Origin of the sequence: Wukongibacter baidiensis (genome assembly GCF_050888315.1) — a bacterium.
GTDB lineage: Bacteria > Bacillota > Clostridia > Peptostreptococcales > Caminicellaceae > Wukongibacter > Wukongibacter baidiensis.
Map to the genome: position 1 here is coordinate 6,062,776 of NZ_CP138202.1, position 22,663 is coordinate 6,085,438.

23 protein-coding genes are annotated in these 22,663 nt (G+C 33.4%); 18 read left to right on the forward strand and 5 right to left on the reverse strand.

Going from position 1 to position 22,663, the window contains the following annotated elements; genetic code table 11:
* Positions 1-30 precede the first annotated feature (30 nt).
* From R9X47_RS27770 to R9X47_RS27800, 7 genes are all read left to right on the forward strand, one after another.
* Positions 31-531, forward strand: a complete 501-nt coding sequence (locus tag R9X47_RS27770) for a hypothetical protein (RefSeq protein WP_432664305.1) — start codon at positions 31-33, stop codon at positions 529-531.
* Positions 532-796: 265 nt separating this feature from the next.
* Positions 797-2,260, forward strand: a complete 1,464-nt coding sequence (locus tag R9X47_RS27775) for an ABC transporter permease (RefSeq protein WP_432664306.1) — start codon at positions 797-799, stop codon at positions 2,258-2,260.
* A gap of 11 nt (positions 2,261-2,271) precedes the next feature.
* Positions 2,272-3,786 carry an ABC transporter permease gene (locus R9X47_RS27780; protein WP_432664307.1) on the forward strand — a complete coding sequence of 505 codons (1,515 nt, stop codon included), beginning with the start codon at positions 2,272-2,274 and terminating at the stop codon, positions 3,784-3,786.
* Positions 3,787-3,796: 10 nt separating this feature from the next.
* On the forward strand, positions 3,797-4,756 hold the full coding sequence (locus tag R9X47_RS27785; RefSeq protein ID WP_432664308.1) for an ABC transporter ATP-binding protein: 960 nt from the start codon (positions 3,797-3,799) through the stop codon (positions 4,754-4,756).
* A 12-nt stretch (positions 4,757-4,768) separates the two neighbouring features.
* A complete protein-coding gene (locus R9X47_RS27790) occupies positions 4,769-5,749 on the forward strand; it encodes an ABC transporter ATP-binding protein (RefSeq protein WP_432664309.1) in 981 nt (326 codons plus the stop codon).
* A 57-nt stretch (positions 5,750-5,806) separates the two neighbouring features.
* The gene (locus R9X47_RS27795) at positions 5,807-7,618 is read left to right on the forward strand and encodes an ABC transporter substrate-binding protein (RefSeq protein ID WP_432664310.1); all 1,812 of its coding nucleotides are present in this window, start codon (positions 5,807-5,809) and stop codon (positions 7,616-7,618) included.
* 206 nt (positions 7,619-7,824) lie between these two features.
* On the forward strand, positions 7,825-8,796 hold the full coding sequence (locus tag R9X47_RS27800; RefSeq protein ID WP_432664311.1) for a M23 family metallopeptidase: 972 nt from the start codon (positions 7,825-7,827) through the stop codon (positions 8,794-8,796).
* A 33-nt stretch (positions 8,797-8,829) separates the two neighbouring features.
* Here R9X47_RS27800 and R9X47_RS27805 read toward each other — a convergent pair whose 3' ends face one another.
* Complete coding sequence (locus R9X47_RS27805; protein WP_432664312.1) at positions 8,830-9,735, reverse strand: LysR family transcriptional regulator; 906 nt, start codon at positions 9,733-9,735, stop codon at positions 8,830-8,832.
* Positions 9,736-10,339: 604 nt separating this feature from the next.
* On the opposite strand from R9X47_RS27805, the gene R9X47_RS27810 reads away from it, so the two are divergent.
* The 4 genes from R9X47_RS27810 to R9X47_RS27825 are packed head-to-tail and all read left to right on the forward strand — an operon-like array spanning position 10,340 to position 12,927.
* Entirely contained in the window at positions 10,340-10,543 is a 204-nt protein-coding gene (locus R9X47_RS27810; protein WP_432664313.1) for an indolepyruvate ferredoxin oxidoreductase subunit alpha, read from the forward strand.
* A gap of 24 nt (positions 10,544-10,567) precedes the next feature.
* A complete protein-coding gene (gene vorB / locus R9X47_RS27815) occupies positions 10,568-11,638 on the forward strand; it encodes a 3-methyl-2-oxobutanoate dehydrogenase subunit VorB (protein WP_432664314.1) in 1,071 nt (356 codons plus the stop codon).
* Positions 11,639-11,641: 3 nt separating this feature from the next.
* Positions 11,642-12,394 carry a thiamine pyrophosphate-dependent enzyme gene (locus R9X47_RS27820; RefSeq protein ID WP_432664315.1) on the forward strand — a complete coding sequence of 251 codons (753 nt, stop codon included), beginning with the start codon at positions 11,642-11,644 and terminating at the stop codon, positions 12,392-12,394.
* A complete protein-coding gene (locus tag R9X47_RS27825; protein ID WP_432664316.1) occupies positions 12,391-12,927 on the forward strand; it encodes a 2-oxoacid:acceptor oxidoreductase family protein in 537 nt (178 codons plus the stop codon). The genes R9X47_RS27820 and R9X47_RS27825 overlap by 4 nt, the downstream gene beginning before the upstream one ends.
* A gap of 231 nt (positions 12,928-13,158) precedes the next feature.
* Here R9X47_RS27825 and R9X47_RS27830 read toward each other — a convergent pair whose 3' ends face one another.
* Together R9X47_RS27830 and R9X47_RS27835 are read right to left on the reverse strand one after the other, a co-directional pair.
* A complete protein-coding gene (locus R9X47_RS27830; protein WP_432664317.1) occupies positions 13,159-13,320 on the reverse strand; it encodes a hypothetical protein in 162 nt (53 codons plus the stop codon).
* A 114-nt stretch (positions 13,321-13,434) separates the two neighbouring features.
* Positions 13,435-14,085, reverse strand: a complete 651-nt coding sequence (locus tag R9X47_RS27835; RefSeq protein WP_432664318.1) for a LysE family transporter — start codon at positions 14,083-14,085, stop codon at positions 13,435-13,437.
* A 107-nt stretch (positions 14,086-14,192) separates the two neighbouring features.
* On the opposite strand from R9X47_RS27835, the gene R9X47_RS27840 reads away from it, so the two are divergent.
* The 5 genes from R9X47_RS27840 to R9X47_RS27860 all read left to right on the forward strand — a co-directional run bounded on the left by R9X47_RS27840 (position 14,193) and on the right by R9X47_RS27860 (position 18,096).
* Positions 14,193-14,756 carry a helix-turn-helix domain-containing protein gene (locus tag R9X47_RS27840; RefSeq protein ID WP_432664319.1) on the forward strand — a complete coding sequence of 188 codons (564 nt, stop codon included), beginning with the start codon at positions 14,193-14,195 and terminating at the stop codon, positions 14,754-14,756.
* 308 nt (positions 14,757-15,064) lie between these two features.
* On the forward strand, positions 15,065-15,556 hold the full coding sequence (locus R9X47_RS27845; protein ID WP_432664320.1) for a GNAT family N-acetyltransferase: 492 nt from the start codon (positions 15,065-15,067) through the stop codon (positions 15,554-15,556).
* Between the two features lie 392 nt (positions 15,557-15,948).
* The gene (locus tag R9X47_RS27850; protein WP_432664321.1) at positions 15,949-16,512 is read left to right on the forward strand and encodes a LemA family protein; all 564 of its coding nucleotides are present in this window, start codon (positions 15,949-15,951) and stop codon (positions 16,510-16,512) included.
* 51 nt (positions 16,513-16,563) lie between these two features.
* Positions 16,564-17,355 (forward strand): TPM domain-containing protein, encoded by a 792-nt coding sequence (locus R9X47_RS27855; RefSeq protein ID WP_432664322.1) that lies wholly within the window; start codon positions 16,564-16,566, stop codon positions 17,353-17,355.
* Positions 17,356-17,613: 258 nt separating this feature from the next.
* Positions 17,614-18,096, forward strand: a complete 483-nt coding sequence (locus R9X47_RS27860) for a GNAT family N-acetyltransferase (protein ID WP_432664323.1) — start codon at positions 17,614-17,616, stop codon at positions 18,094-18,096.
* 140 nt (positions 18,097-18,236) lie between these two features.
* On the opposite strand, the gene R9X47_RS27865 is transcribed toward R9X47_RS27860, so the two are convergent.
* Complete coding sequence (locus R9X47_RS27865; RefSeq protein ID WP_432664324.1) at positions 18,237-19,175, reverse strand: AEC family transporter; 939 nt, start codon at positions 19,173-19,175, stop codon at positions 18,237-18,239.
* 299 nt (positions 19,176-19,474) lie between these two features.
* Here R9X47_RS27865 and rluF point away from each other — a divergent pair, with 299 nt between their 5' ends.
* Positions 19,475-20,308: a 23S rRNA pseudouridine(2604) synthase RluF gene (gene rluF / locus R9X47_RS27870; RefSeq protein WP_432664325.1), complete on the forward strand. Its 834-nt coding sequence runs from the start codon at positions 19,475-19,477 to the stop codon at positions 20,306-20,308.
* Between the two features lie 82 nt (positions 20,309-20,390).
* On the opposite strand, the gene R9X47_RS27875 is transcribed toward rluF, so the two are convergent.
* A complete protein-coding gene (locus tag R9X47_RS27875) occupies positions 20,391-20,840 on the reverse strand; it encodes a MarR family winged helix-turn-helix transcriptional regulator (protein ID WP_432664326.1) in 450 nt (149 codons plus the stop codon).
* A gap of 306 nt (positions 20,841-21,146) precedes the next feature.
* On the opposite strand from R9X47_RS27875, the gene kynU reads away from it, so the two are divergent.
* Positions 21,147-22,430 carry a kynureninase gene (gene kynU / locus R9X47_RS27880; protein ID WP_432664327.1) on the forward strand — a complete coding sequence of 428 codons (1,284 nt, stop codon included), beginning with the start codon at positions 21,147-21,149 and terminating at the stop codon, positions 22,428-22,430.
* The last annotated feature ends 233 nt before the right edge of the window (positions 22,431-22,663 follow it).

The window sequence follows — 22,663 nt, forward strand, 5'->3', positions numbered from 1 at the left end:
ATTCTAGAAAGGGGTTTTGATAATATTACTATGGAAAGAGGAAAAGTCTATTTTACAGAAAGAAAAGAGAAATTTAAGAGTATTTCAATAAACTTAAGCATTGTTTTTGGTAGTTTAATGTTTATTGTTGGAGCACATTTTAATGATCTAGATCTAAATGACCTAAATCTAGCACTTATCATTCCTAGTATTGTCTATTTATTTATTATGACTATGATATTCTTCACCACATCTCCGACATTAAGAGTCACAAAAATTGTCCTGAATGAAGAGAAGATAATGATTAAACCATTTTTAGATTCGGAATCATATGAGATTAAATGGAGCGAAATAGAATTAGTTCTATTAGGAGATATGCAATTAAAGAATGATAGATTTGGGAGAGTGGTTTATGGTTTTGAGTTTAGAGGTTATAGAACATCAGATGTAGTTAAAATATCCCATATAGAGTATAAGGAGCAATTAATATCTGATGTTATAAACTATTGCGAAATGAAGAACATAGATTTTAAAGATTTAAGTGAAAGATAGAAAGATTTTTCAGAATTGGAGAGTAGAAGTGCTAATAGGAGAGGTCTTATGATATATGTCGTAAGACCTCTCTTAACTTATTTTTGATAAGTAATTCAAGATATATAGGTTTGGTAATGTAAGCACTATTTAAGGGATTAAAATTTTTGGAACCATATGGAATAAGTTGTCTCAAAAATCATATTATTCTATATACCTATAAAATAGCAATATAATAGGAAAGATATATCATTATGTAAATCACTACTAATAAGGAGGTGGATTTTTGATAAAAGAATTACATGATTCTGATGGTGCATATCTTAATGGGTTTCAAAGTCTATTTACTGGATTTGATAGGGCTTTTGCTAAAGCTATGAGATATCCTCTATATAAATACTTGGCACTTATATTGGGATTACCAGTTACAGTGATTGTATTGATTAAATACTATCTAAATCAAAGGCATAGCTATCAGGCTGTATTAAGAAGAGAGATAATACAGGAATTTGATAAGAAAAAAACATATGAAAAATTGAAGGAAGAAACCCAATTCCGATTAGAAAGAAAATATGAGTATTTTTATAGGAAAATTGAAAAAGATGGTTTTCAAAAAGAGCTGGAACAAATTGTTAAAAAGGATTACGAGAGGATGCTTAATAATAAAGTGATTGAAAGAATGGCTAAAATGAATAAGAAGTCTAATTCTTTAGCTAATACCTTTATCCAGCTATATCAAAACAATATTTTTAGGTATCTATCCTATGTGTTAGGATTTTTTATGTACATAGTACTATTCATTTTTAAGAACCCATATCTAAAATATATCTTTGAAAGAATTCTAATGTTACTTTTCGTAATCTTTGGTGTTACATTCGTTGTATTCACAATCTTATATTTTTCACCGATGGATCCAGCCAGAAACATACTAGGCAAACTTGCAACTGAGGAACAGGTTATGGCATGGAAAGAATTATATGGCTTAAATGCTCCCTATCATGTTAGGTTATTTAACGCCTTTAAGAATGTTCTAACCTTTGATTTTGGAAATTCCTATGTAGGAAACGAACCTGTTATGGAAGGTATACTTAGAAAATTTCCAATAACCTTAAAGGTTACATCGGCTTCACTTCTACTATCAATTATTATTGCTGTGCCTGCAGGGATAATATCTTCAATAAAGCAATATTCGGCTTTTGACTTTGCTTCTATGATAATCGCACTTATTGGTATATCGATACCAAACTTTTGGTTAGGTCTAATGCTTATACTATTATTTTCGGTAAAACTAGGATGGCTAAATGTAATATATTCTAATACAGAGTGGACATCACTAATCATGCCTGCAATTGTTCTTGGGACGGCGCTTGCGGCTTCCTGCGCACGTATGACACGTTCATCTATGCTTGAGGTTATAAAATCGGACTACATAATTACTGCTAGGGCTAAGGGTCTGAAAGAAAGTGCAGTTATCTTAAAGCATGGACTTAGAAATGCAATAATTCCAATCATCACAATTATTGGATTACAATTTGGAGGTATGCTTGGAGGCTCAGCAGTTACAGAAAAAGTATTTACGATACCTGGCCTCGGATCACATATAGTTTCTAAGCAAATGATACCCGATGTACCGGTAGTTTTAGCTGGAGTGGTATACATTGCAATTATAATTAGTTTAGCTAATCTATTTGTAGATATCCTATATGCATTTTTCGATCCTCGAATAAAAGCAAAACTAAAAAAATATTAGGGGCTTTTACTATGATTGATATAAAAAAAAGAAATAAAAGATTGATAAAAAAGTCTGGTGAGCGTAGCATAAGTCGTTTTACCATATGGTTTTCCTTAGCCTTTGCAGGATTTTTTTCGGTAATATATATATTAAATGCATCAAAGGAAGAGGTAAATTCTATATTTCTAGGTACAACATTAGCTCTGGCGATAGTATATTATCTAACGTCAATTTACTGTATTGTTTTAAAAAAAAGAGTTGAAAGTGACATAGAATGCTTTGGACATATTAGCGGCAAAACTAGAAAATTAAGTTTACTCTTATTCATTTGTGGAGCCTTTGGAAATATCTTTGCAGTCATTACTGCGCTAAATTTTATTAAGGAAGAGAAATCCTTAGAGTATAAGCTATCATATTTTACAGCATTAATTACATCTTTTTTGTTGTTAATTTCTGTACTAAACCTATTTAAAGAAAGTCCTTCCAGCATTCAACATATGGGGGTTGTATTACTAGCTATCATATCCATTACTCAATGGATATGTGTTTTCCTTGTAGGAAAATACTCTACCATAAAAACATTGAATCCTAGATTAAAGTATATAGGTTACATTTTCATAGTCCTGACAATAAGCGGCAATGTACTATCTTTGATTACAGGAATAGTAATAATTGTTAAGGTTAGAAATGTTGGTTCAAGCAGAAATATTATGTGGATTGATATATTGAGAAGATTGTTTAGAAATCCAACAGCTGTAGCTGGTCTATTCTATATAGTATTTCTAATTGCAGTGTCTATATATAGCTTCTTCATTTTTGATTACAGCCTAGCAGTAGAAAATGACTATTCTCATCTTTTTGAAAAACCTAGCTTAGCATATCCCTTTGGAACAGATGAGTTTGGCCGTGATGTTTTTGTAAGAATAATCTTTGGCGCAAGAATATCACTTGCAGTCGGTTTTGTTGCAACTATGATTCCAATAATCTTCGGTGGCTGTTTTGGCGCCATAGCCGGATATTATGGGAAGGATGTAGACAATATAATCATGCGTCTTTTAGATGTTTTATATGCCATACCAGGTATTTTACTTGCAATAGCAATCGTTGCCTCTTTTGGAGCTAATACATTTAATCTAATTATGGCTCTGAGTATTGGAGGAATTCCAGGATATGCAAGAACCGTTAGAGCACAGGTGATGCAGCTAGCCGATGCAGAGTTTATAGAAGCTGCAAGGGCCTGTGGTACTAGTAATATCAGAATCATATTTGAAGATATTATTCCAAATTCTTTGTCGCCGGTTATTGTTCGTGCAACCCTTAGTATAGGTTTTGCAGTTCTTTCTACCTCTGCTTTAAGCTTTTTAGGTTTAGGTGTGCAGCCGCCGACGCCCGAGTGGGGAAACGTCCTGAAAGCGGGTAGCGAATATTTAGAGTTTTATCCACATTTAGCTATCTTTCCAGGATTAGCTATTGTTTCTGTCGTGCTATCATTTAACTTCTTTGGTGATGGACTACGTGATGCATTAGATCCGAAATTAAAATAGGAGTAATGATATGGAAAAAATATTAGAAGTGAAAAACTTACATATACATTATGTAACTGAGGATGAAATCGTAAAGGCCGTGAACGGGCTAAACTTTACTCTAAATAAGGGAGAAAGTCTGGGGTTAGTTGGTGAAACCGGTGCGGGAAAAACTACGACGGCCCTGTCAATATTACAACTTATACCTAATCCACCGGGTGAGATTATTGATGGTGAAATAATTTATAGAGGGAAAGATATTAATAAAATATCAGAATCCCAGAAAAGAAAAATAAGAGGAAATGAGATTTCTATGATTTTTCAAGACCCAATGACTGCTTTAAATCCCGTTTTTACAGTGGGAAGTCAGATTGCTGAGACTATAAAAAATCATCAGAGTGTCTCTAATGTTGATGCTAGTAAAAGAGCAAAGGATATGCTGAAGGTAGTTGGGATTGAGGAATCAAGATTTTATGATTATCCACATCAATTTTCAGGAGGCATGAAACAAAGAGTAATAATAGCAATGGCACTAGCTTGTAATCCTGCTCTGTTGATTGCTGATGAGCCTACCACAGCACTTGATGTAACAATTCAAGCACAGGTTCTAGAATTAATAGAGGAGCTAAGGGAAAAATACCAAACCTCTTTAATATTGATTACCCATGATTTAGGAGTTGTGGCTGAAACCTGCGATAAGGTAGCTATAATGTATGCAGGAGAAATTGTTGAATATGGACCAATTGAAGACTTATATACAAAGACAAAGCATCCATATACCCAGGGCCTTTTCAATTCTATTCCTTCACTGGATGAAGATATTGAAAGATTATCGCCAATCAAAGGCCTTACACCGGATCCAACAAATTTACCAGTTGGGTGTTCATTCCATCCAAGATGTCCGTGGGTAAGTGAAGTATGCAGGAAGGAAGAACCTAATTTAGTTGGTAAAATACATATTGTGAAATGTCACCATCCATTAAACAAATAAGGAGAAGGATCTATGGGAGATAAGGTGATTTTAGAAGTAAAAAATCTTAAGAAATACTTTACTTCACCATTTGGACTACTACATGCTGTTGACGATGTCTCCTTTAAAATCGAAGAGGGGAAGACACTTGGAATAGTCGGAGAAAGCGGATGTGGTAAATCCACATGTGGTAAAGCCATTATAAGATTGCACGAACCAACTGCAGGGAAGATTTACTACGATGGGGTTGATATTACCAGTCTTAATAAAGATGAGATGAGGATTATGCGTAGAGAGCTGCAGATTATTTTTCAAGATCCATACGCATCCCTAAATCCACGTAAGACTATGGCTCAGATCATAGAAGGACCCCTTGTGGTACATAGGATGTATAAAAATAAGGGAGATAGGATGAAAAAGGTTAAAAAACTTATGGAGCTAGTTGGTTTATCAAAGCGTCTTTACAATACATATCCCCACGAGCTTGATGGAGGCAGAAGGCAAAGAGCAGTAATTGCTAGGGCCCTTGCAGTTGATCCAAAATTTATTGTATGTGATGAACCTGTAAGTGCCCTTGATGTATCGATTCAAGCTCAAATATTGAATCTATTACAGGATTTACAAGAGCAAATTGGACTAACATATATGTTTATTACCCATGATTTATCGGTGGTTAAGCATATTTCAAATGAAATTGGAGTAATGTATTTAGGTAAACTTATTGAAAAAGCACCTAAAAAAGCTATCTTTGAAAAACCTCTTCACCCATATACTAAAGCTTTATTATCTGCAATTCCAGCTCCGAATATAGGCAAGAAAAAGAAAAGAATAATATTAAAGGGGGAGATTACTTCTCCAATAAATCCTAAACCGGGATGTAGGTTTGCAGCACGATGTAGATTCAAAAATGACCTATGTATAAGTCAAGATCCAGAACTAATAGAAGTACAAGAACAGCATTTTGTGGCGTGTCATAGGATTGATGAAATAATAACTGGATCCTTATGTTATTAATTGTTAACTCTCATCAATCTAACCAATATTACAATAGAAATTTTAAGGGGGGTATTTATGAAAATCAAAAAGATTCTGACACTGTTTTTAGTTTTAGTTCTTCTTATGGCTGGCTGTAGTAGCAATCAAGAAGAGCCAAAGGAAGTTGCTAAAGAAAATGAAAAGGAAACTACACCATTAGATGTGGAACTTGATATTGTTTTTATGACAGGTTGGGGGGATAAAGATTGTACAATAGTAAAGGATCAATTAGAAAAACTTGGTTTAAAGGTTAACCTAGTTCAAACACCTGACTATGCTACATATTTAGAAAGAGTTTCTAGCGGGAATTTTGACTTAGCATTCACTAGCTGGACTACAGTTACAGGTAATCCAGATTATGCAGTACGTTCACTGTTTACGTCAGGAGGAGATTATAATAATTCAGGTTTAGCCGATCAAAGGGTCGAAGAACTTATATTAAAGGCTGGAACTGAAACTCCAGAACAGTATGTCAAGACCTATGGTGAATTTGAGAAGCATATGATGGAAAATGCCTATAATGTTCCCCTATATTCAAAAAATAAAATACAGGCCTATAATAAAGCAGTTTTAAAGCCCGGTCGTGAGAATGTAAGATTGTCAAAGTCTCGATCAATGGTTTGGGAAAAGTTAGATTTTAATGATGTTTCAAAACGAAAAACAGATCCTATAATAACGCAGCAGCGTTTAGGAAACTTAACATCATTTGATCCAATTAAGGGTAATGACGGTTCTATTAATATGCTTAATACAAACATGTATGTAAGATTAGTTAATTTAACCGATGATGATGTCGTAACTTCGGAAGGATCGTTGAGCTACGAACATGCAATTGCAGAAGGAAATACTTACTATTACTTTATTTTAAGAGATGATATTAATTTTGCTAAGGTTCAAAATGGTAATGTAGTTGATTCTGGTGAATTAGTAGGTGGGGAAGATGTAGTTTACCATCTTGGTCGTGCAAAGGACAAAAACTCAGTTCCTGAACACAGAACCTATACTCTACATGGAAATATGAAGGAAATATCTATTGTAACAGATTTAAATGAACTTGAGAGTACTAAGATTGCTTCAGGAAAGACAATTAAAGAAGTACTGGAAAGCAAAGTTCCAAGTGGTTCAATATCGGAGCTTGTTGAGTCTAAAGAAGATGTTGACAATTCTAATGGAAAATATCAAGTTGTACGTGTTGAAACGAAGGAAGCATTTCCACAGGTACTAAATTTCTTAGCCCATCAATCTGCAGGTATTACTAGTAAAGCTCAGGTATCAAAGATTAACGATAATGGTGGAATGTATGGAGATCAAAATGAATCCCTAAAGGACGATCACCTACGCACAAGTGGTCCATATTGCATGTACTACAAGGATGATCAAGTAGTTAAGTTCAAGAAGAATCCGGCGTATATGGTTGGTACTGATCATGAACCTAGGGCAGAGGAGATTCATGTTAAGATAATTCCCGACGCCAATGCAGCTGTTCAAGCCTTATTCAGCGGTGAGATCCATGTTTTATATGCTGTTTCTTCACTTCACTATGATAAGGTAAAGAATGATCCAAATCTAGATATTATTGAGATAGAGTCAAATAGTGCATATTATTTGATATTTAACCTAGATGAAAAATATCAAAGTAAAGTATTAGATAAGAATTTACGTAAAGCAATTTTAAATGCCATAGACCCTAAAGCCTATATCACGATTGTTCAATCTGGTAGAGCAGTGGGAATTACATCAACTGTTACTCCTCTTATAAAGAATATAGACGGGTATACAAGGGTTGAAAAGCCTACCAGTATTGAAAAGGCGAAGGAATATCTTAAGGCTTATGGTGAAAGCAAATAGTTATATTGTGAGAATCTATCTAGAAGCAAACTTTTGTTTCTAGATAGATTTTTTATAGCATTAGATGAAAAAAATCGTATTTGCAAAAGTAAAAAATCCTTGTTCTTTATTTCTGTATTTATGCATATAACAGATAATAAGTAAAGTCCTTTGATGAATCTATAAAGAGGTGAAGTTGTTTAACTGACAGAAAAAGGAGGACAAAGATGACAAGTAGACAAAGGTACTTAATGAGAGCTAGATTAAAGGGGATATTAATTAAGAGAAGGAAAAGGAAGATGAGGAAAAGGTCTTCGGAGCTAAAAGCTCTAATGATCTTTTTCCTATTTATATTTATATTAGTATTTGTAGCTCCCGTAGTGATTATTATGCTAGTAGACTCCGATGTGGAAGAAAAGGATTTGTCTAAGGAAATATATGTACCCTATAAGTACTTAAAAAGCGCTTATATAAAAGCTAATAAAGAGGAAATATCATTTTCAAAGCTTCTTACTTACTCAGCTTGTGAGGCAGGATTCCTTGCAGATGGGTATTCGCATAGTGTATTGAGGAGAGCAGTGAAAGCTGCTAAGGAAAATCAAGAGATGACCGAGTATCAGAAAAAACTTTTTAGGATTTACTCTAAAGTCTTCGATGACATAAAGGTAGGTCCAATACCTGAGAAGAGTGATATATATATATGGGATGTCAAGAAGGGAAAGTGGAAGAAGCAAGAGAGTAAGAGTTATAGCTATACATCTACAAACGATTTTGGTGCTGCTAGAACCTATGGAGGAGATAGAAAGCATGAGGGAAATGATATAATTGCCGACATGAGTACTCCGATTGTTACCATGACCGATGGAGAAATAACTAGACTAGGATGGAACGAGTACGGAGGACAGAGGGTAGGTATTACCTCGAGTAAAGGCACATATTTTTATTATGCACATATGTCGAGGTATGCCGATGGAATAGTGAAGGGAAAAAGGGTTAAAGCTGGCGATGTAATAGGATACGTAGGAGATACAGGTTATGGCCCTCCAGGTACTAGGGGACAAATTATACCACATCTACATGTACAGATAGGCTATAAGCTTGAAAATTCATCTAAAGGATATACGTGGTTTAATCCTTACGATGTAGTAAAATTCTTAGATGATTATAGAGTGACTTTAATTGAAAAAATAGAGGAATAAAAATAGCTACTAAGAGTATCTTAGTAGCTAACATCACTTTAACAAGTAATGCTGTGATTTTGCCAATTCAAGCTCATTTAGAAATAGGGAAATAGATGGATTCGTATTACTCTTTTTCCAGGCTACTACTAGCTCATTATCATCTTTCTCTCCTTCGATATCCACAAAACGAAGACTAGGGCTTGAATTAAGTTGTAGACTTTTCGGTAAAATTGCTATTCCCATTCCTGCATCAACTAACATCAATACTGTACTTAGAAGTCTAGGTTCACTAACTATATTTGGCGAAAAACCATTATTAGCACAGATTAATAATGTTTGGTTGAAACCCTGGGGAGATTCTTTTCGATTAAGTACTATAAAACTCTCATCAGTTAGATCTGAGATTTTTATACTAGATTTATCTGCTAAAGGATGATCACAATACATAACTATTGAAAGTTTTTCTGTGAGAATACTTTTTCTTTCAAGCCCACCAATTTTATCAACACCAAATCCAAGGGTAAATACCATGTCTAGTTCACCTGTATTAAGTGCTTCGATTAGCATACCATGATTGTATTGATCTATATGCAAATCAATTTTGGGATAGTTACTACGAAAACGTCTGATTAAATAAGGTAAAAAAATCTTTTCTGTATAACCTAAAAATCCAATGCTGAGATTTCCTATTATGCCCAATTCAGCTTGACGGGTTTTTTTTATTGCTTCTTCAGACCTGCTTATTAAGTGGATAGCTTCCTGCAAAAGTACATTACCAGCATTTGTTAATTGAACAGAACGCTTATTACGAATGAATAACTGTACACCTAACTTTTTCTCTAGATCTGCAATTTGTTGACTAACAGCTGATTGTGCTATATATAACTCCTTAGCTGCTTCAGTAAAATTTAAATGTTCTGCAACTGCAATAAAATAGCGTAATTGTCGTAAATCCATATGTATCCCTCCGCCTCACGGTGTACCAACAAGTATATATAAAAAACGAAATAAAGCAATTACCTTTTTATTAACGCGATAAGTAAAGACTTTAATTTATAATTGTCCAAAACTCCAACTAAGGATTAATAATTGTACATGTATAAATTAAGTTTTACTATGTAAATCATATATATAGAAATCGCAAAAGATCTTTTACATTTTGATTCCTCAAATAGCCATAAAGCGTTGGCTATTTAAGAAATAGAAATGTAGATTTATAAGTTGGTTCTATATATGAATAATAACATTTATATCTTTTTAATTCAATATAAATAAGTTTTACTTATTACTGATATAGAAATATTATGTTTCACAATACACGAAATATTCAGTATTCTATAATTAGAATGGAATTGTTAAAAAAATGTTGAAAAGTTTAAAAAAGTAGAAAAGTTCTGAACTATTAAAAGAGAAAAGAATTGAGATGGTTGACGAGAATGATGTTAAGGCAAAAATCACGTTTTTAGTATATTGATGTGGTGGATTGTCAGTAGATCAGTTAGGAAGTATACATCTAAACCTATTCTAGTCTTAGAAAAAAATAGAAAAAGGAGGGACTATTATGGCAAAGGTTGATGTGATAGAGAAATACTGTAAAAGTTGTGGTCTGTGTATCGAGGTATGTCCTAAAAAGATATTAGCAATAGGGGATAAAACAAACGAAAAGGGATACTTTACAGTGGTATGTACAGATCAAGACAAATGTATAGGTTGCACCCTATGTGCAAAAATGTGTCCTGATGTAGCGATTGAAGTATACAAATAGATAATAGGAAGGGAGATGATTTATTTGGAAAGAAAATTAATGAAGGGTAATGAAATAATTGGCGAAGCTGCTATTCGTTCGGGTTGCAAATTATTTTTTGGTTATCCTATTACCCCATCAACAGAAGTTATAGAATATTTATCAGCGAATTTCCCTAAGGTTGGTGGAACAGTACTACAGGCTGAAGATGAAATTGGAGCTATTAATATGTGTTACGGTGCTGCCTGTACAGGAACAAGAGTTATGACTGCATCATCAAGTCCTGGAATCAGTTTAAAACAAGAGGGGATTTCTTATAGTGCGGCCGTAGAATTACCTATGGTTATTGTTAATGTTAACCGTTGTGGTCCAGGTCTAGGCGGATTAGGACCTGCTCAATCTGACTATTTCCAATCTACCAAGGGCGGAGGTCACGGAGATTACCGTGTCATAACTCTTGCACCTTCTACTGCTCAGGAACTTTATGACTTTACGATGAAAGCGTTTGACTTAGCGGATAAACATCGTAATCCTGTATTGATATTATCAGACGGTTTCTTAGGTCAGACTATGGAGCCTGTAATCTTAAAAGAAAGACCTGAAGCACCTGAATACGACAAAAGTTGGATTGTAAATGGCGCAAAGGGCAGAGAAAAACGTATTCTTGCAAGTTATTCATTAACTAATGAAATTGGTGAAAAGAATAATCTATATTGGGAAAAGAAATATAATGGCATTCAAGAGACGGAGCAGCAATGGGAGGAATTCCATACAGAGGATGCAGAATATCTACTAGTGAGTTACGGTACAACGGGAAGAATATGTAAGAGTACTGTACTAAATGCTAGAAAAAAAGGTATTAAGTTAGGCTTAATCCGTCCAATAACTCTATGGCCATTCCCTGATAAGGCATTTATTCCTTACAAAGAGAAAGTAAAAGGAATGGTAACTGTTGAGTTAAATACTGGTCAGATGATCGAAGATGTTAAGCTAGCTGTTGAGTGTAAGATGCCAGTACATCTTTATAGGAGACAGGGCGGTATGCTACCAACAGAAAATGAAATATTAAAATATGTTGAAGATAAATTCGGTTTATCTGAAGTAGGGGAGGCGTAGGTTATGGAAAAAGTTTTTGCTAGATCTAAAGGACTAACAGATGTACCTTTTTCATTCTGTCCGGGCTGTACCCATGGAATTATTATGAGATTAATTGCAGAGGTACTTGAAGAATTAGATATTATTGATGAAACTATTGGAGTTTCTCCTGTAGGATGTGCAGGATTCTGTCAGGACTTTTTTAGCTGTGACTTTATAGGGGCTGCCCATGGTAGAGCACAAGCTGTAGGAATAGGAGCAAAGAGAGCATTACCAGATAAGATGGTATTTACTTATCAAGGTGATGGGGATATTGCTGCCATAGGAACGCAACATGCGATTCATGCTGCTGCTAGGGGTGAAAAAATCACTTCTATTATGGTTAATAACGCTATTTTTGGAATGACTGGTGGACAAATGGCACCTACTACACTTGAAGGAATGAAGACAGTAACGAGTCCTTATGGTAAGGATGTTTCAACTACTGGTTATCCTATAGATATGCCATCACTTGTAGCTAATCTTCCAGGTGCAGTATATGTAGCTTCTGTGTCTGTAGATTCACCTAAAAATATTGCTGAGGCTAAAAAAGCAATTAAGAAAGCCTTCAAGGTTCAACAGGCTGGACTGGGCTTTGCACTAGTAAGTGTATTATCTACATGTCCAACTAACTGGAACATGTCACCTGCGGATAGTTTAAAGTGGCTTAGAGAAAACATGATGCCTGTTTATAAAATGGGTGAACTAAAGGTGGCTGAGGAGGTAAAGAGCTTATGATGGATAAAATAATAATTGCGGGATTTGGTGGTCAAGGTGTAATGTTTTTAGGTAAGGTTTTAGCATATGCTGGAATGGGTTCTGATTTAGAGCTTCTTTGGATTCCGTCATATGGACCTGAAATGCGTGGAGGTACGGCAAACTGTTCTGTTATTCTGTCGGATGAAGAAATCAATTCTCCCGTTATTGACTATTCAGATGCAGCTATTGTACTAAATAAACCAGCATATGATAAATTTGCTCCTCGCGTAAAACCAGGAGGGATATTAATTGTAAATTCTTCATTAGCTAAATTAGAGGAGGTTAGGGATGATATAACCATAATTGAGATTCCTGCTACTGATATTGCTAATGAATTAGGTAATACAAGTATTGCCAATATGGTTTGTCTAGGAGCTTTGCTTCCAAGTCTAGAGTTAGTTGATTATGATAAAGTATCGAAAACTATGGAAAAACTAACAAAGAAAAGACCTCAACTACTTGAAGTGAATTTAACTGCAATAGAAAAAGGAATGTCTTTTGTTAATGATTAATAGATAAATTTAGGAGACGGATAATAATCTGTCTCCTGAGACTGCCCGGAAACCCGAATTTCTTCGTTGTTGTTTCAAGCAAGAACCCTTACGTATGTCTATATACGCTGCGGTCTCTTGCTTTCATCACGCCTCGAACTTCAGCTTTCCGGGCAGTCTGTCATCTTGTTGACTTTGTCAACAATCTGAGGAGACGGGTAATAATCTGTCTCCTTTTTTATTTGAGTATTTTTATGGTTTTTGCTCTTTACTATCAGATTTTTTTTCTTTATACTCAGGCCTATAGACCTCAGCGGCCTTCTTTATTATGTCATAAGATTTGTCAAAAATAGTTGATGTAGAATACTCACTCTTTTCAAATATATTTCCTGACTTTTTCTTTTCCTTATTCAAATCAGTTACCCCCTTCATATAATATATATTATTGCAAACTAAGGATATTGAGCATTCTTTTTAGGAATTTGTACAAAACAATACAAGGACTCATTTTCAAAGAGTAGTGTTCGACTAATGAAACAAATTCATGATGCCAGATATAGATAGTGCACTATAAATTAAAAGTAGTCCCATAGCTATATTAAATTGCTTTCTATATTTTGAAAGAAATTTCTTAAATAAAGAACCGAATATTGCCCAACATGAAGTTGCTATAAAAGCCACAAATGCTAAAAAAACTGAGAAAAAAACTAGAGTGATATTAGATTGGTAGTAAGGTATGACAAAATTAGAAATTACAGTTATACCATAAAGTATTACCTTGGGATTAACAAACTGCATTGTCATGCCTGTGAAAAATGAGTTTAAATCTTTTCTACCTTTGCTAGGCTCATTGTCTTTGTTCTCATCAGCAACATCTTCATCACAAAAATCATTAATATCTTCTTTAATTTTCATGACCTTAATAGCTAGGTATATCATATATACCGACCCTAATATACCCATAAAAATTTTGATTCTAGGAATTACATTAAAAAGCAAAAGATTGAAATAACTACAGAGAAGCATAATTATGAAAAAGCCTGTAGAAACACCTGAAATAAATTTTAATGTTTTTTTATAACCAAATCTACTAGCATTTGATATAGACATAATGTTATTTGGTCCAGGTGTAAAGGTTACTACAAAAACATAAGATAAGAATGCACCCAAATTAAACATGAAATATCTCCCCTTTTCAACTTGTATGTTATAATATACAAAACGTACATTATAAAAGTTATGATTATATTATACAATATGTGCTGTATAACGCACAAGAGGATGAGGTGATCTTTTTGGAAAATTTAAATCTGCTTATTTCGATGAATTTAAGACGTATTCGTGAAGAGAAGAAACTGAGCCTTGATAAAGTAGCGAAAATGACAGGAGTTAGCAAAAGTATGTTAGGCCAGATCGAAAGAGGGGAATCAAATCCAACTATTACAACGGTATGGAAAATAGCAAATGGTCTTAAAGTATCCTTTACATCACTTTTAAGTCAGCCGCAATCCGATACCGTTATAGTCACTGAAGATGATGTGGAACCTTTGATTGCAGACAATGGAAAGTATAAACTATACCCATTTTTCCCTTATGAAGATGGAAGAAGATTTGAAATGTATAAAGTAGAAATAGAAAGAGGCGGGTATTTAAGCGCTGAACCCCATGGACAAGAAACCTATGAGTTTATTACTGTATTTCAAGGTGAGATTACGATAAGAGTAGATGATGAGGAATACACAGTAAAACAAGGAGATTCAATAAGGTTTAGAGCAGATAAACCCCATGCATATCATAATTCGGGTAAGGAATTGACAAGGGTGAGTATGGTCATATATTATCCAGAATAAAGTTGGTGGATAAAAAAAAGAATCTATAGCAATGATCAAAATATGATTGACAATATTTTGATGTCCAAGTATAATTGTTTTATGCAAATTTACTTTGATGTCCAATCAAAATAGAAATAGTAACTATGTTCTTAAGTAATTATTTCTAGATAAATAAAACTCTACTTTATGAGAAAGTAATTAAAATCGAATAAAAGAAATTTAAAGAGGGTATAAGAAAAAAGAATCTGAAAAGATCTAGAATGTTTACTACTTGGAATGATACAGTAAAATACAAAATTTTAGGATGAAGGGAGTGATGTTTAGCAATGATTAGGATAGCCACATCACAAGATTTAAACGATATTATGATTATCGTAGATGAGATAAAGGAAGAAGTGAAGATAACGGATATCTTAAAATGGGATGATGAATACCCAACTAGGGAAGACTTTCAAAGAGATATGGATAAAAAAACTCTATATATAACAGAAGAGGAAGTATTAAAGGGATTTATGTGTGCAAACAAACATGAGCATGAAGAATTCAAAGATGTTAAATGGAGTAATAATGATGGTATTATTGTACATCGATTAGGGATTGGAACGAAGTATAGGAACTTAAAAAGGGCACTTGAGTTATTAGAATATGCCGATGAATTAGCTATAAAAGATGGCTGTAGATATTTAAAAACATGTATTTATGAAAAAAATTACAAGTCACAAAATCTATTTAAAAAAGCGGGATATACCTATGTAGGAGACATATCATTAGAAGAATACGAAGGTAAATTCTATTGTTATGAAAAATTTGTAAAGTAAATATTATAAATTTAATTTCTAAGAAAATGATATGAACATATGATATATAAGAATGTAATCTCTATAAGAACAAACCTAGGATTTATTAATAAAGTAAGTATAAACAGAAAACAAAATCATTTAAAACGACATGATGAAAGCAGAAAGAAATTGCTATCATACATGTCTTTTTTATTCTTCTTAACACAACAAATTAATTACTATCATCAACAGTTTCTAGCTGTATGATTTCCAGATATTAAAAGTTTGATGTAGATATGCTAGAATTGTAAATTGATGAACTGACTAATGAATGTATTATTGTAAATACTAACAATAGAGAAATTATTTTTGGGAATATAGAAATAATTGAGGAAATCTAATAATACCTATAATACATAAGGAGGTAGATTATGAGTAGAGCTTTGATAGTAGTTATTGCAATAGTTGCAATAATTGGACTAGTAGGGATGTACTTTGTGGGAATTTACAACGGTATGGTGACCATGTCTGAGAATGTAGATGCACAATGGGCTGTTGTTGAAAGTAAGCTTCAAAGAAGATATGATCTTATCCCGAATCTAGTTAACTCCGTTAAAGGGATAATGAGTCAAGAAAAGGAAGTATTTAAGAATATTGCCGATGCGAGAGCTAAATTAGCAGGTGCTGCAACTACATCCGAGGAGGTTGCTGCTTCAAGTGAACTGGAGGGTGCTTTAAGTAGACTGTTGGTTGTGATGGAAAATTATCCAGAGCTCAGGTCTGTGGAAAGTGTAAATAATCTTATGGACGAACTAGCTGGAACAGAGAATAGGATATCCGTTGAAAGGGATAGATACAATGGGGTAGTTAGAGAGTATAACAGCTCCATTAAACGATTTCCAAGGAGCATACTAGCGGGAATGTTTGGTTTTGCGGCTAAACCATATTTTGAGGCCACAGAAGGAGCTGAAACAGCGCCAGAAGTACAGCTATAATATTTGTAAGGTAGTAGCGTATTATTCAAGTGTCGATTAGAGGGTGATTTTATGGTTAAAAGGAACGCCTGGTCTGTATTCATACTAATAGCTATATTGCTATGTCCCGTTTTTGCTTTTGCACAGCCAGAGCTGCCAGAGCCAACTCGAGAGTTCTATGTGGCTGATTATGCTAGAGTACTGTCGCAGGACGTAAAAAACATAATAATAAGTGTAAATAAAAACTATGAAAAAACCGAGGAGTCTCCCCAACTTGTGGTGGCTACCGTTCCAAATATGCAAGGAATGGATATAGTAGATTATTCAGTTAGACTTTTTGAAAAATGGGAAATAGGTAAGAAGAAGTATGATAACGGAATACTATTACTACTCAGTACTGAGGAGAGAAGAGTTAGGATTGAGGTAGGTTATGGTCTTGAAGGTGCTATAACCGACAGCAAGGCAGGAGATATACTAGATAATGTACTTCCACAATTATCTGAGGAGAATTATTCAGAAGGACTTTTAAATGCTTTTTATCAGATAGTTCAAGAGGTAAATAGTGAATATGGCTACGATGATTCCACTATAATGCAAAACTTTCAGGAATATAACTTTACTCCTAGTACAAATAGAAATACTAGGACTCCCCTTTTCACAGTTAGAAGGATTATTATAGCTATTGGAGTGATATTTTTAATATGGTTTGATAGTAGATTTCTTGGAGGTTTTATATTTAGAACGATTTTATGGATGCTTTTCTTTGGCCGAGGCGGTGGCCGTGGTGGCGGAGGTGGCTACGGTGGGGGAAGCTTTGGAGGTGGAGGTAGCTCTGGAGGCGGAGGTGCCGATAGAGGATTTTAAAGTCCATTCATGATACAATTAAAAAGGAAGAAGATGCATAAAAGTATAGAGTTGCGTCATAAAGATTTATTATGAGTTAAGCCGAGGGGTATTTTAGAATGAGTGAAATTCACTATTTTGAAATCCTCTTTTATTTTGCGATTATTTTAATGTTGAATTATACGTCAATTATGTAAAAAAATTTATTATATGGTAATAGTCATAGATGCTATACTGTAATAGAGGAAATTTATTAAATAAAAACTTGGAGGTAAATCATTGCAAGATAAAAATATTAGGATCATAGAGTATAGTCCCAAATATGCTACTGATACAGTTAAAATGTGGAGAGAAAGTAAGGAAAGAGCTATAGGACAAAAGGAAATGCATTCCTTCGAAGATCATGTATATTTCTTAAATCATATATTGAATAAAGACAACAAGATATATATTGCTATTGACGTATATAATAATAAAGTTGCGGGTATATTAGCCTTTAATGAGAATGAAATAAATCAATTATACATTAACAATGACTATCAAGGAAAGGGTTTAGGCAAAAGGTTCCTTGAGATTGCTAAAAATAATTCAAAAGGGAGACTAACATTATACACCTTTGAAGTCAATGAAAAGGCACAACGGTTCTATGAGAATAATGGATTTAAAATAATCGGTAGGGGAAATGACAACGAAGAGAACCTTAATGATATTAAGTATGAATGGGTTAGATGTGAGGAGAGTATGCATATAAAAAATATTTAGAATTTGCAGGCAAAAAATATGAATGTAGTAAATAGCTTGTTCTATGGCTATTAGAAATGATAAAGCTCCTAAAAATTAGGGGCTTTTGATGCGTACTTTTTATCTGATTATATTAATTATGATTAAGAAAGTTAGCTATATTATAGTATCCATATAAAAAAGGGAATAGTTACAATAGAAAATAATGTACTTATAAAAACTACTTTAGAAGCTAAGTAATAGTCATTTCCATATTTTGCGGCTACAATTGATGAGCCAACGGCTACAGGTAATGCAGTGGCAAGCACTGGTACACTGAATAATAGCCCATTAATATTAAAAAACTTGAGAATACCTAGGACAATTAATGGTAAGACAATCAACCTTATTAAAGTACATTGAAGTACCTTAGTATCAGCAATAATATCCTTAAACTCTAGATCCCCAAGCATAGATCCAATAAAAATCATAGCTAAAGGAGTTGTAACACCTCCGACTAATTCTAATGAATTATGAATAGGGAGAGGTAATTTAACTGAAGTCAAAAATAGTACAATCCCAATTAAGACAGCAACAATACATGGATTCATCAATTGCTTCAATAAAGAGGTACTTTGGACACTTAAATCCTCTTTGTTAGATGTCCTAAGTGGCCTACTCATAACTTTAACTCCGAATGTCCACAGAAATATGTCACTCAGCATATTAAATATAGCAATATAAAACACTCCTATTTCACCGAAAACAACATAGGCAATAGGAAATCCCATAAAACCTGCATTTGTAAATACTAGTGCAAATTGTAATACATCCTTAGTAGTATCTTTCACTCCCAGTATTTTGGTAAAAATATAAGACATTATAATATATAAGATGTTTAAAACTAAACATATTATGAAAAGCCTACTACCATCTTTTAGCATTGCATCCGAGAATTCAAAACTACTAAAGGAGACTATAATTAGAGCAGGTAGTGATACGTATACGAGCAAATTACTTACGTCATTATTCATATTATTACTAATAATTTTCAGCTTTTTACAGATATATCCTACCCCTACTAATGAAAATAGGATCACAACTTGGATTAGTGCCTTCATAATAATCCCCCACAATTAAAATAACTATATCTGTTTCTTTATCCCTGTAATTAGTTCCTGATTATTAAATATATTTAATATTTTCTTTATAGTAAAATTATAATCTTTTAGTGAGAATATGTAAATAAACAGCAAGAAGTCGTTATGGAAACCTAAGGAAAAATGACAGCTTAAAAATTTTGAACTTAATGTTTAACTGTGGTATTATTTAGGGAAGAATATAATAAATCCATAAGTTATAATTAAAATACTATATAAATCAGCAGACTAAAAATTCACAGTTATAGAAGAGGTGCGTTTTGAAAAGAAAGAGGAATTTAAAGAAGAACAACTTAAAGAAGAGGAGTAGTAGCTTAAAGAAAAATGACCCAAAGAAAAGTCAGAAATTAGAAGGTTCTCAAAATCATAATGAACAAGTAAGATTAAATAAATTTATAAGCAGTACTGGGTTTTGCTCTAGGAGAGAAGCCGATAAATTCATAGAACAAGGTAGAGTTACAGTTAATGGTATGAAGGCGGAAGTCGGTACCAAAGTTAGTTCTATGGATAATATTAAAATCAACGGAAAATCTTTGAAGTCTAAGGATAAGTCTATTTATATGGCTTTTAATAAGCCAGTAGGGATTACTTGTACTACTGAACACAAAGTTAAGGATAATATAATTGATTATATTAATTATCCAAAGAGGATTTTTCCTATTGGACGTTTAGATAAGCCCTCTGAGGGGCTAATATTTTTAACTAACGATGGAGATATAGTAAACAAAATTTTAAGGGCAGGCAATAATCATGAAAAAGAATACATAGTTAGAGTAGACAAGCCTATAACCCATGAATTTATAAAGAAAATGCAAAATGGGATTCCAATTTTGAATACCGTAACGAAAAAATGTTTTGTAAGAAAAGAAAGCAAATTTGTATTTACAATAATTTTGACTCAAGGGTTAAATAGACAGATAAGAAGAATGTGCGAGTATCTAGGCTATAATGTTGTAAAGCTTAAGCGTGTAAGGATTATGAATATAAATCTTGGAAATTTACCAGTTGGAAAATGGCGACATTTTACCAAAGAAGAAATAAAAATAATTAATAGATTAGTTTCAGATTCAATCAAAACTGAAGATGCATTTTAATGATATAATCCCCTATCCAAAGGTATTTCTGGCAGGGGATTGTTTTATATGATATACGATATATTTATTTATACCCTCTGGCTTAAAGATTCTTAATTAATTTATCAAGACACTTTAAGGTTGTACTATACTCATCATCTGTAAGGATTTTTCTGATTCTATTATCAAAACCATCGATAATATGCCATGCTTCTTTTTCAATTGCCTTTGATTTATCAGTTAATACTATTTTTCTAACTCTAGCATCATCAATATCAAATTTTCTTACTACAAGTCCCTTTTTTATTAGGACATTTAATAAACTTGTAAGGGAAGAGGGTTTTATTTGTATTAATTCATGAATCTCTTTTTGAGAAAGCTCACCTTTTCTCCATAACCAATTTAACACCCTAAATTGAGAAAGGGTTATACCTATTTTTTCGAATTCCGCATTCAAAATTTTCTTTTCAATTTTTTCTAACTGATCTATATAATAGCCTAGCTTTGTTTTTGACATATCACTTCCTAAATTTTTCTCAAATTCTTTTGTCATAGTTCTTTTCTCCTTATTAGGTTCTTGATATATTATCTTTTAATATCAAAATATTTTTTCCGATAGAAGCTGAGTCATTGGTTTGTTTTGGTCTTTAATGTTTAGTATATACTTTAATAATACAATGTTCAAGGTTTGATAGCATTGGCCTATCCTATTTATAGTCTTAAATAGCTTTGGAGATTGAATAAGTGTTGACAATATTCAGAAAATATAATAATACTTAGATATCTAATAATTAGATACCTAAGTATTATTGCGATTAAAGTAAAGTCATTTAGTATTTAAAGATAAAGGGGAGATATTATGAATTATGATTTTAAGAATGGAAGGGAGTCTGCACAAGAGCTTGATAAAGCCGACAAGATGAGGATGTATAGGGAGAGATTTTACTTAAACGAAGGTGAAATCTACATGGATGGTAATTCATTAGGACTGTGCTCTAAAGACGCTGAGAAAACTTTACTTAGGGTGTTAGATGAATGGAAGAAGTATGGTATAGGATGTTGGTCAGAACCCGATATAAAGCTATTTTTATATCAAGATTATTTAGGAGAGCTTCTAGCTCCTCTGATTGGAGCTGAACCAAAAGAGGTTACAGTTCATACAAATACTACTATGAATATTCATACCTCCATTGGAACTTTTTATAAACCAACGAAAAAAAGATACAAAATCTTAGTAGATGATCTCAATTTTCCAACAGATAGGCATGCTATTGATGGTCAGATAAAACTTAAGGGGTTAGATCCTGAAAAGTGTGTTAAGGTTGTAAAGAGCAGAGATGGTAAGATGATCTATGAAGAAGATGTAGTAGAAGCCATGACAGATGATGTATGTATAGTGTTCTTGCCGTCCGTTCTATATAGAAGTGGTCAATTAGTGGATATGGAATATATCACCAAAGAAGCTCATAAGAGAGATATTATTGTAGGCTGGGATTTGTGTCACTCAATTGGCGCAGTTCCCCATGACTTCAAAAGGATAGACCCAGATTTTGCTGTCTGGTGTAACTATAAATACTTAAATGGTGGACCTGGTGCAGTTGCAGGACTCTTTATTAATAAGAAGCACTTCGATAAAGAAGCAGGACTTCCAGGTTGGCATGCTAATGTAAAAGAAACACAATTTGAGTTAAACCATAGGCTAGACAAAGCTAAATATGCTGGAGGATGGCAGTCTGGAACTCAATCTATTTTAAGTATGGCTCCTCTCGAAGGATCGCTAAAAATGTATGCAGAGGCAGGTATAGACAACCTAAGGGAAAAGTCACTAAAGATAACAGAATACTTAATGTATTTGATAGAGATTAAACTGGTGAAATATGGTTTTAGTATTGGAAACCCAAGAGAAGATAGTAAAAGGGGAGGACACGTTGCCTTGGAGCATGATGATGCTATAAGAATTAACGAAGCATTAAAATCAGAAAAAGTTATACCTGATTTTAGATATCCTAATGTTATAAGACTAGCTCCTGTACCTCTATACGTATCTTATGGGGATGTATATGAATTAGTGGAAAGAATTGTTGATATTATGGAAAATAAAAAATATGATAATTTCGAGAACAAGATAGGGGCTATTGCATAATAAAGAATGCTTCGGACAACTCCGTTTTGGAAATTGATCATTTGATAGCATAGGTAAGATTTGATATAATTAAAATTAACAAAGTTTACTAGGAGTGTGAGAATATGAGATTTAATCTCAAAAAGCGAGAATTACTCAGAATACTCTGTGCAAAGTCTGTTGGTATGGCTAATGGCGACAATTTGCACAGAGGAAACGATATTCTCTAGTCGCCTGCACTAATAAAATTCATA

Bases quoted from the DNA above. Each gene is read 5' to 3' on its own strand.
- R9X47_RS27770 (WP_432664305.1), top strand. From the start codon at position 31: ATGGAAAGAGGAAAAGTCTATTTTACAGAAAGAAAAGAGAAATTTAAG.
- R9X47_RS27780 (WP_432664307.1), top strand. From the start codon at position 2,272: ATGATTGATATAAAAAAAAGAAATAAAAGATTGATAAAAAAGTCTGGT.
- R9X47_RS27785 (WP_432664308.1), top strand. From the start codon at position 3,797: ATGGAAAAAATATTAGAAGTGAAAAACTTACATATACATTATGTAACT.
- R9X47_RS27790 (WP_432664309.1), top strand. From the start codon at position 4,769: ATGGGAGATAAGGTGATTTTAGAAGTAAAAAATCTTAAGAAATACTTT.
- R9X47_RS27795 (WP_432664310.1), top strand. From the start codon at position 5,807: ATGAAAATCAAAAAGATTCTGACACTGTTTTTAGTTTTAGTTCTTCTT.
- R9X47_RS27800 (WP_432664311.1), top strand. From the start codon at position 7,825: ATGACAAGTAGACAAAGGTACTTAATGAGAGCTAGATTAAAGGGGATA.
- R9X47_RS27805 (WP_432664312.1), bottom strand. From the start codon at position 9,735: ATGGATTTACGACAATTACGCTATTTTATTGCAGTTGCAGAACATTTA.
- R9X47_RS27810 (WP_432664313.1), top strand. From the start codon at position 10,340: ATGGCAAAGGTTGATGTGATAGAGAAATACTGTAAAAGTTGTGGTCTG.
- R9X47_RS27820 (WP_432664315.1), top strand. From the start codon at position 11,642: ATGGAAAAAGTTTTTGCTAGATCTAAAGGACTAACAGATGTACCTTTT.
- R9X47_RS27825 (WP_432664316.1), top strand. From the start codon at position 12,391: ATGATGGATAAAATAATAATTGCGGGATTTGGTGGTCAAGGTGTAATG.
- R9X47_RS27835 (WP_432664318.1), bottom strand. From the start codon at position 14,085: ATGTTTAATTTGGGTGCATTCTTATCTTATGTTTTTGTAGTAACCTTT.
- R9X47_RS27845 (WP_432664320.1), top strand. From the start codon at position 15,065: ATGATTAGGATAGCCACATCACAAGATTTAAACGATATTATGATTATC.
- R9X47_RS27850 (WP_432664321.1), top strand. From the start codon at position 15,949: ATGAGTAGAGCTTTGATAGTAGTTATTGCAATAGTTGCAATAATTGGA.
- R9X47_RS27855 (WP_432664322.1), top strand. From the start codon at position 16,564: ATGGTTAAAAGGAACGCCTGGTCTGTATTCATACTAATAGCTATATTG.
- R9X47_RS27865 (WP_432664324.1), bottom strand. From the start codon at position 19,175: ATGAAGGCACTAATCCAAGTTGTGATCCTATTTTCATTAGTAGGGGTA.
- R9X47_RS27875 (WP_432664326.1), bottom strand. From the start codon at position 20,840: ATGACAAAAGAATTTGAGAAAAATTTAGGAAGTGATATGTCAAAAACA.
- kynU (WP_432664327.1), top strand. From the start codon at position 21,147: ATGAATTATGATTTTAAGAATGGAAGGGAGTCTGCACAAGAGCTTGAT.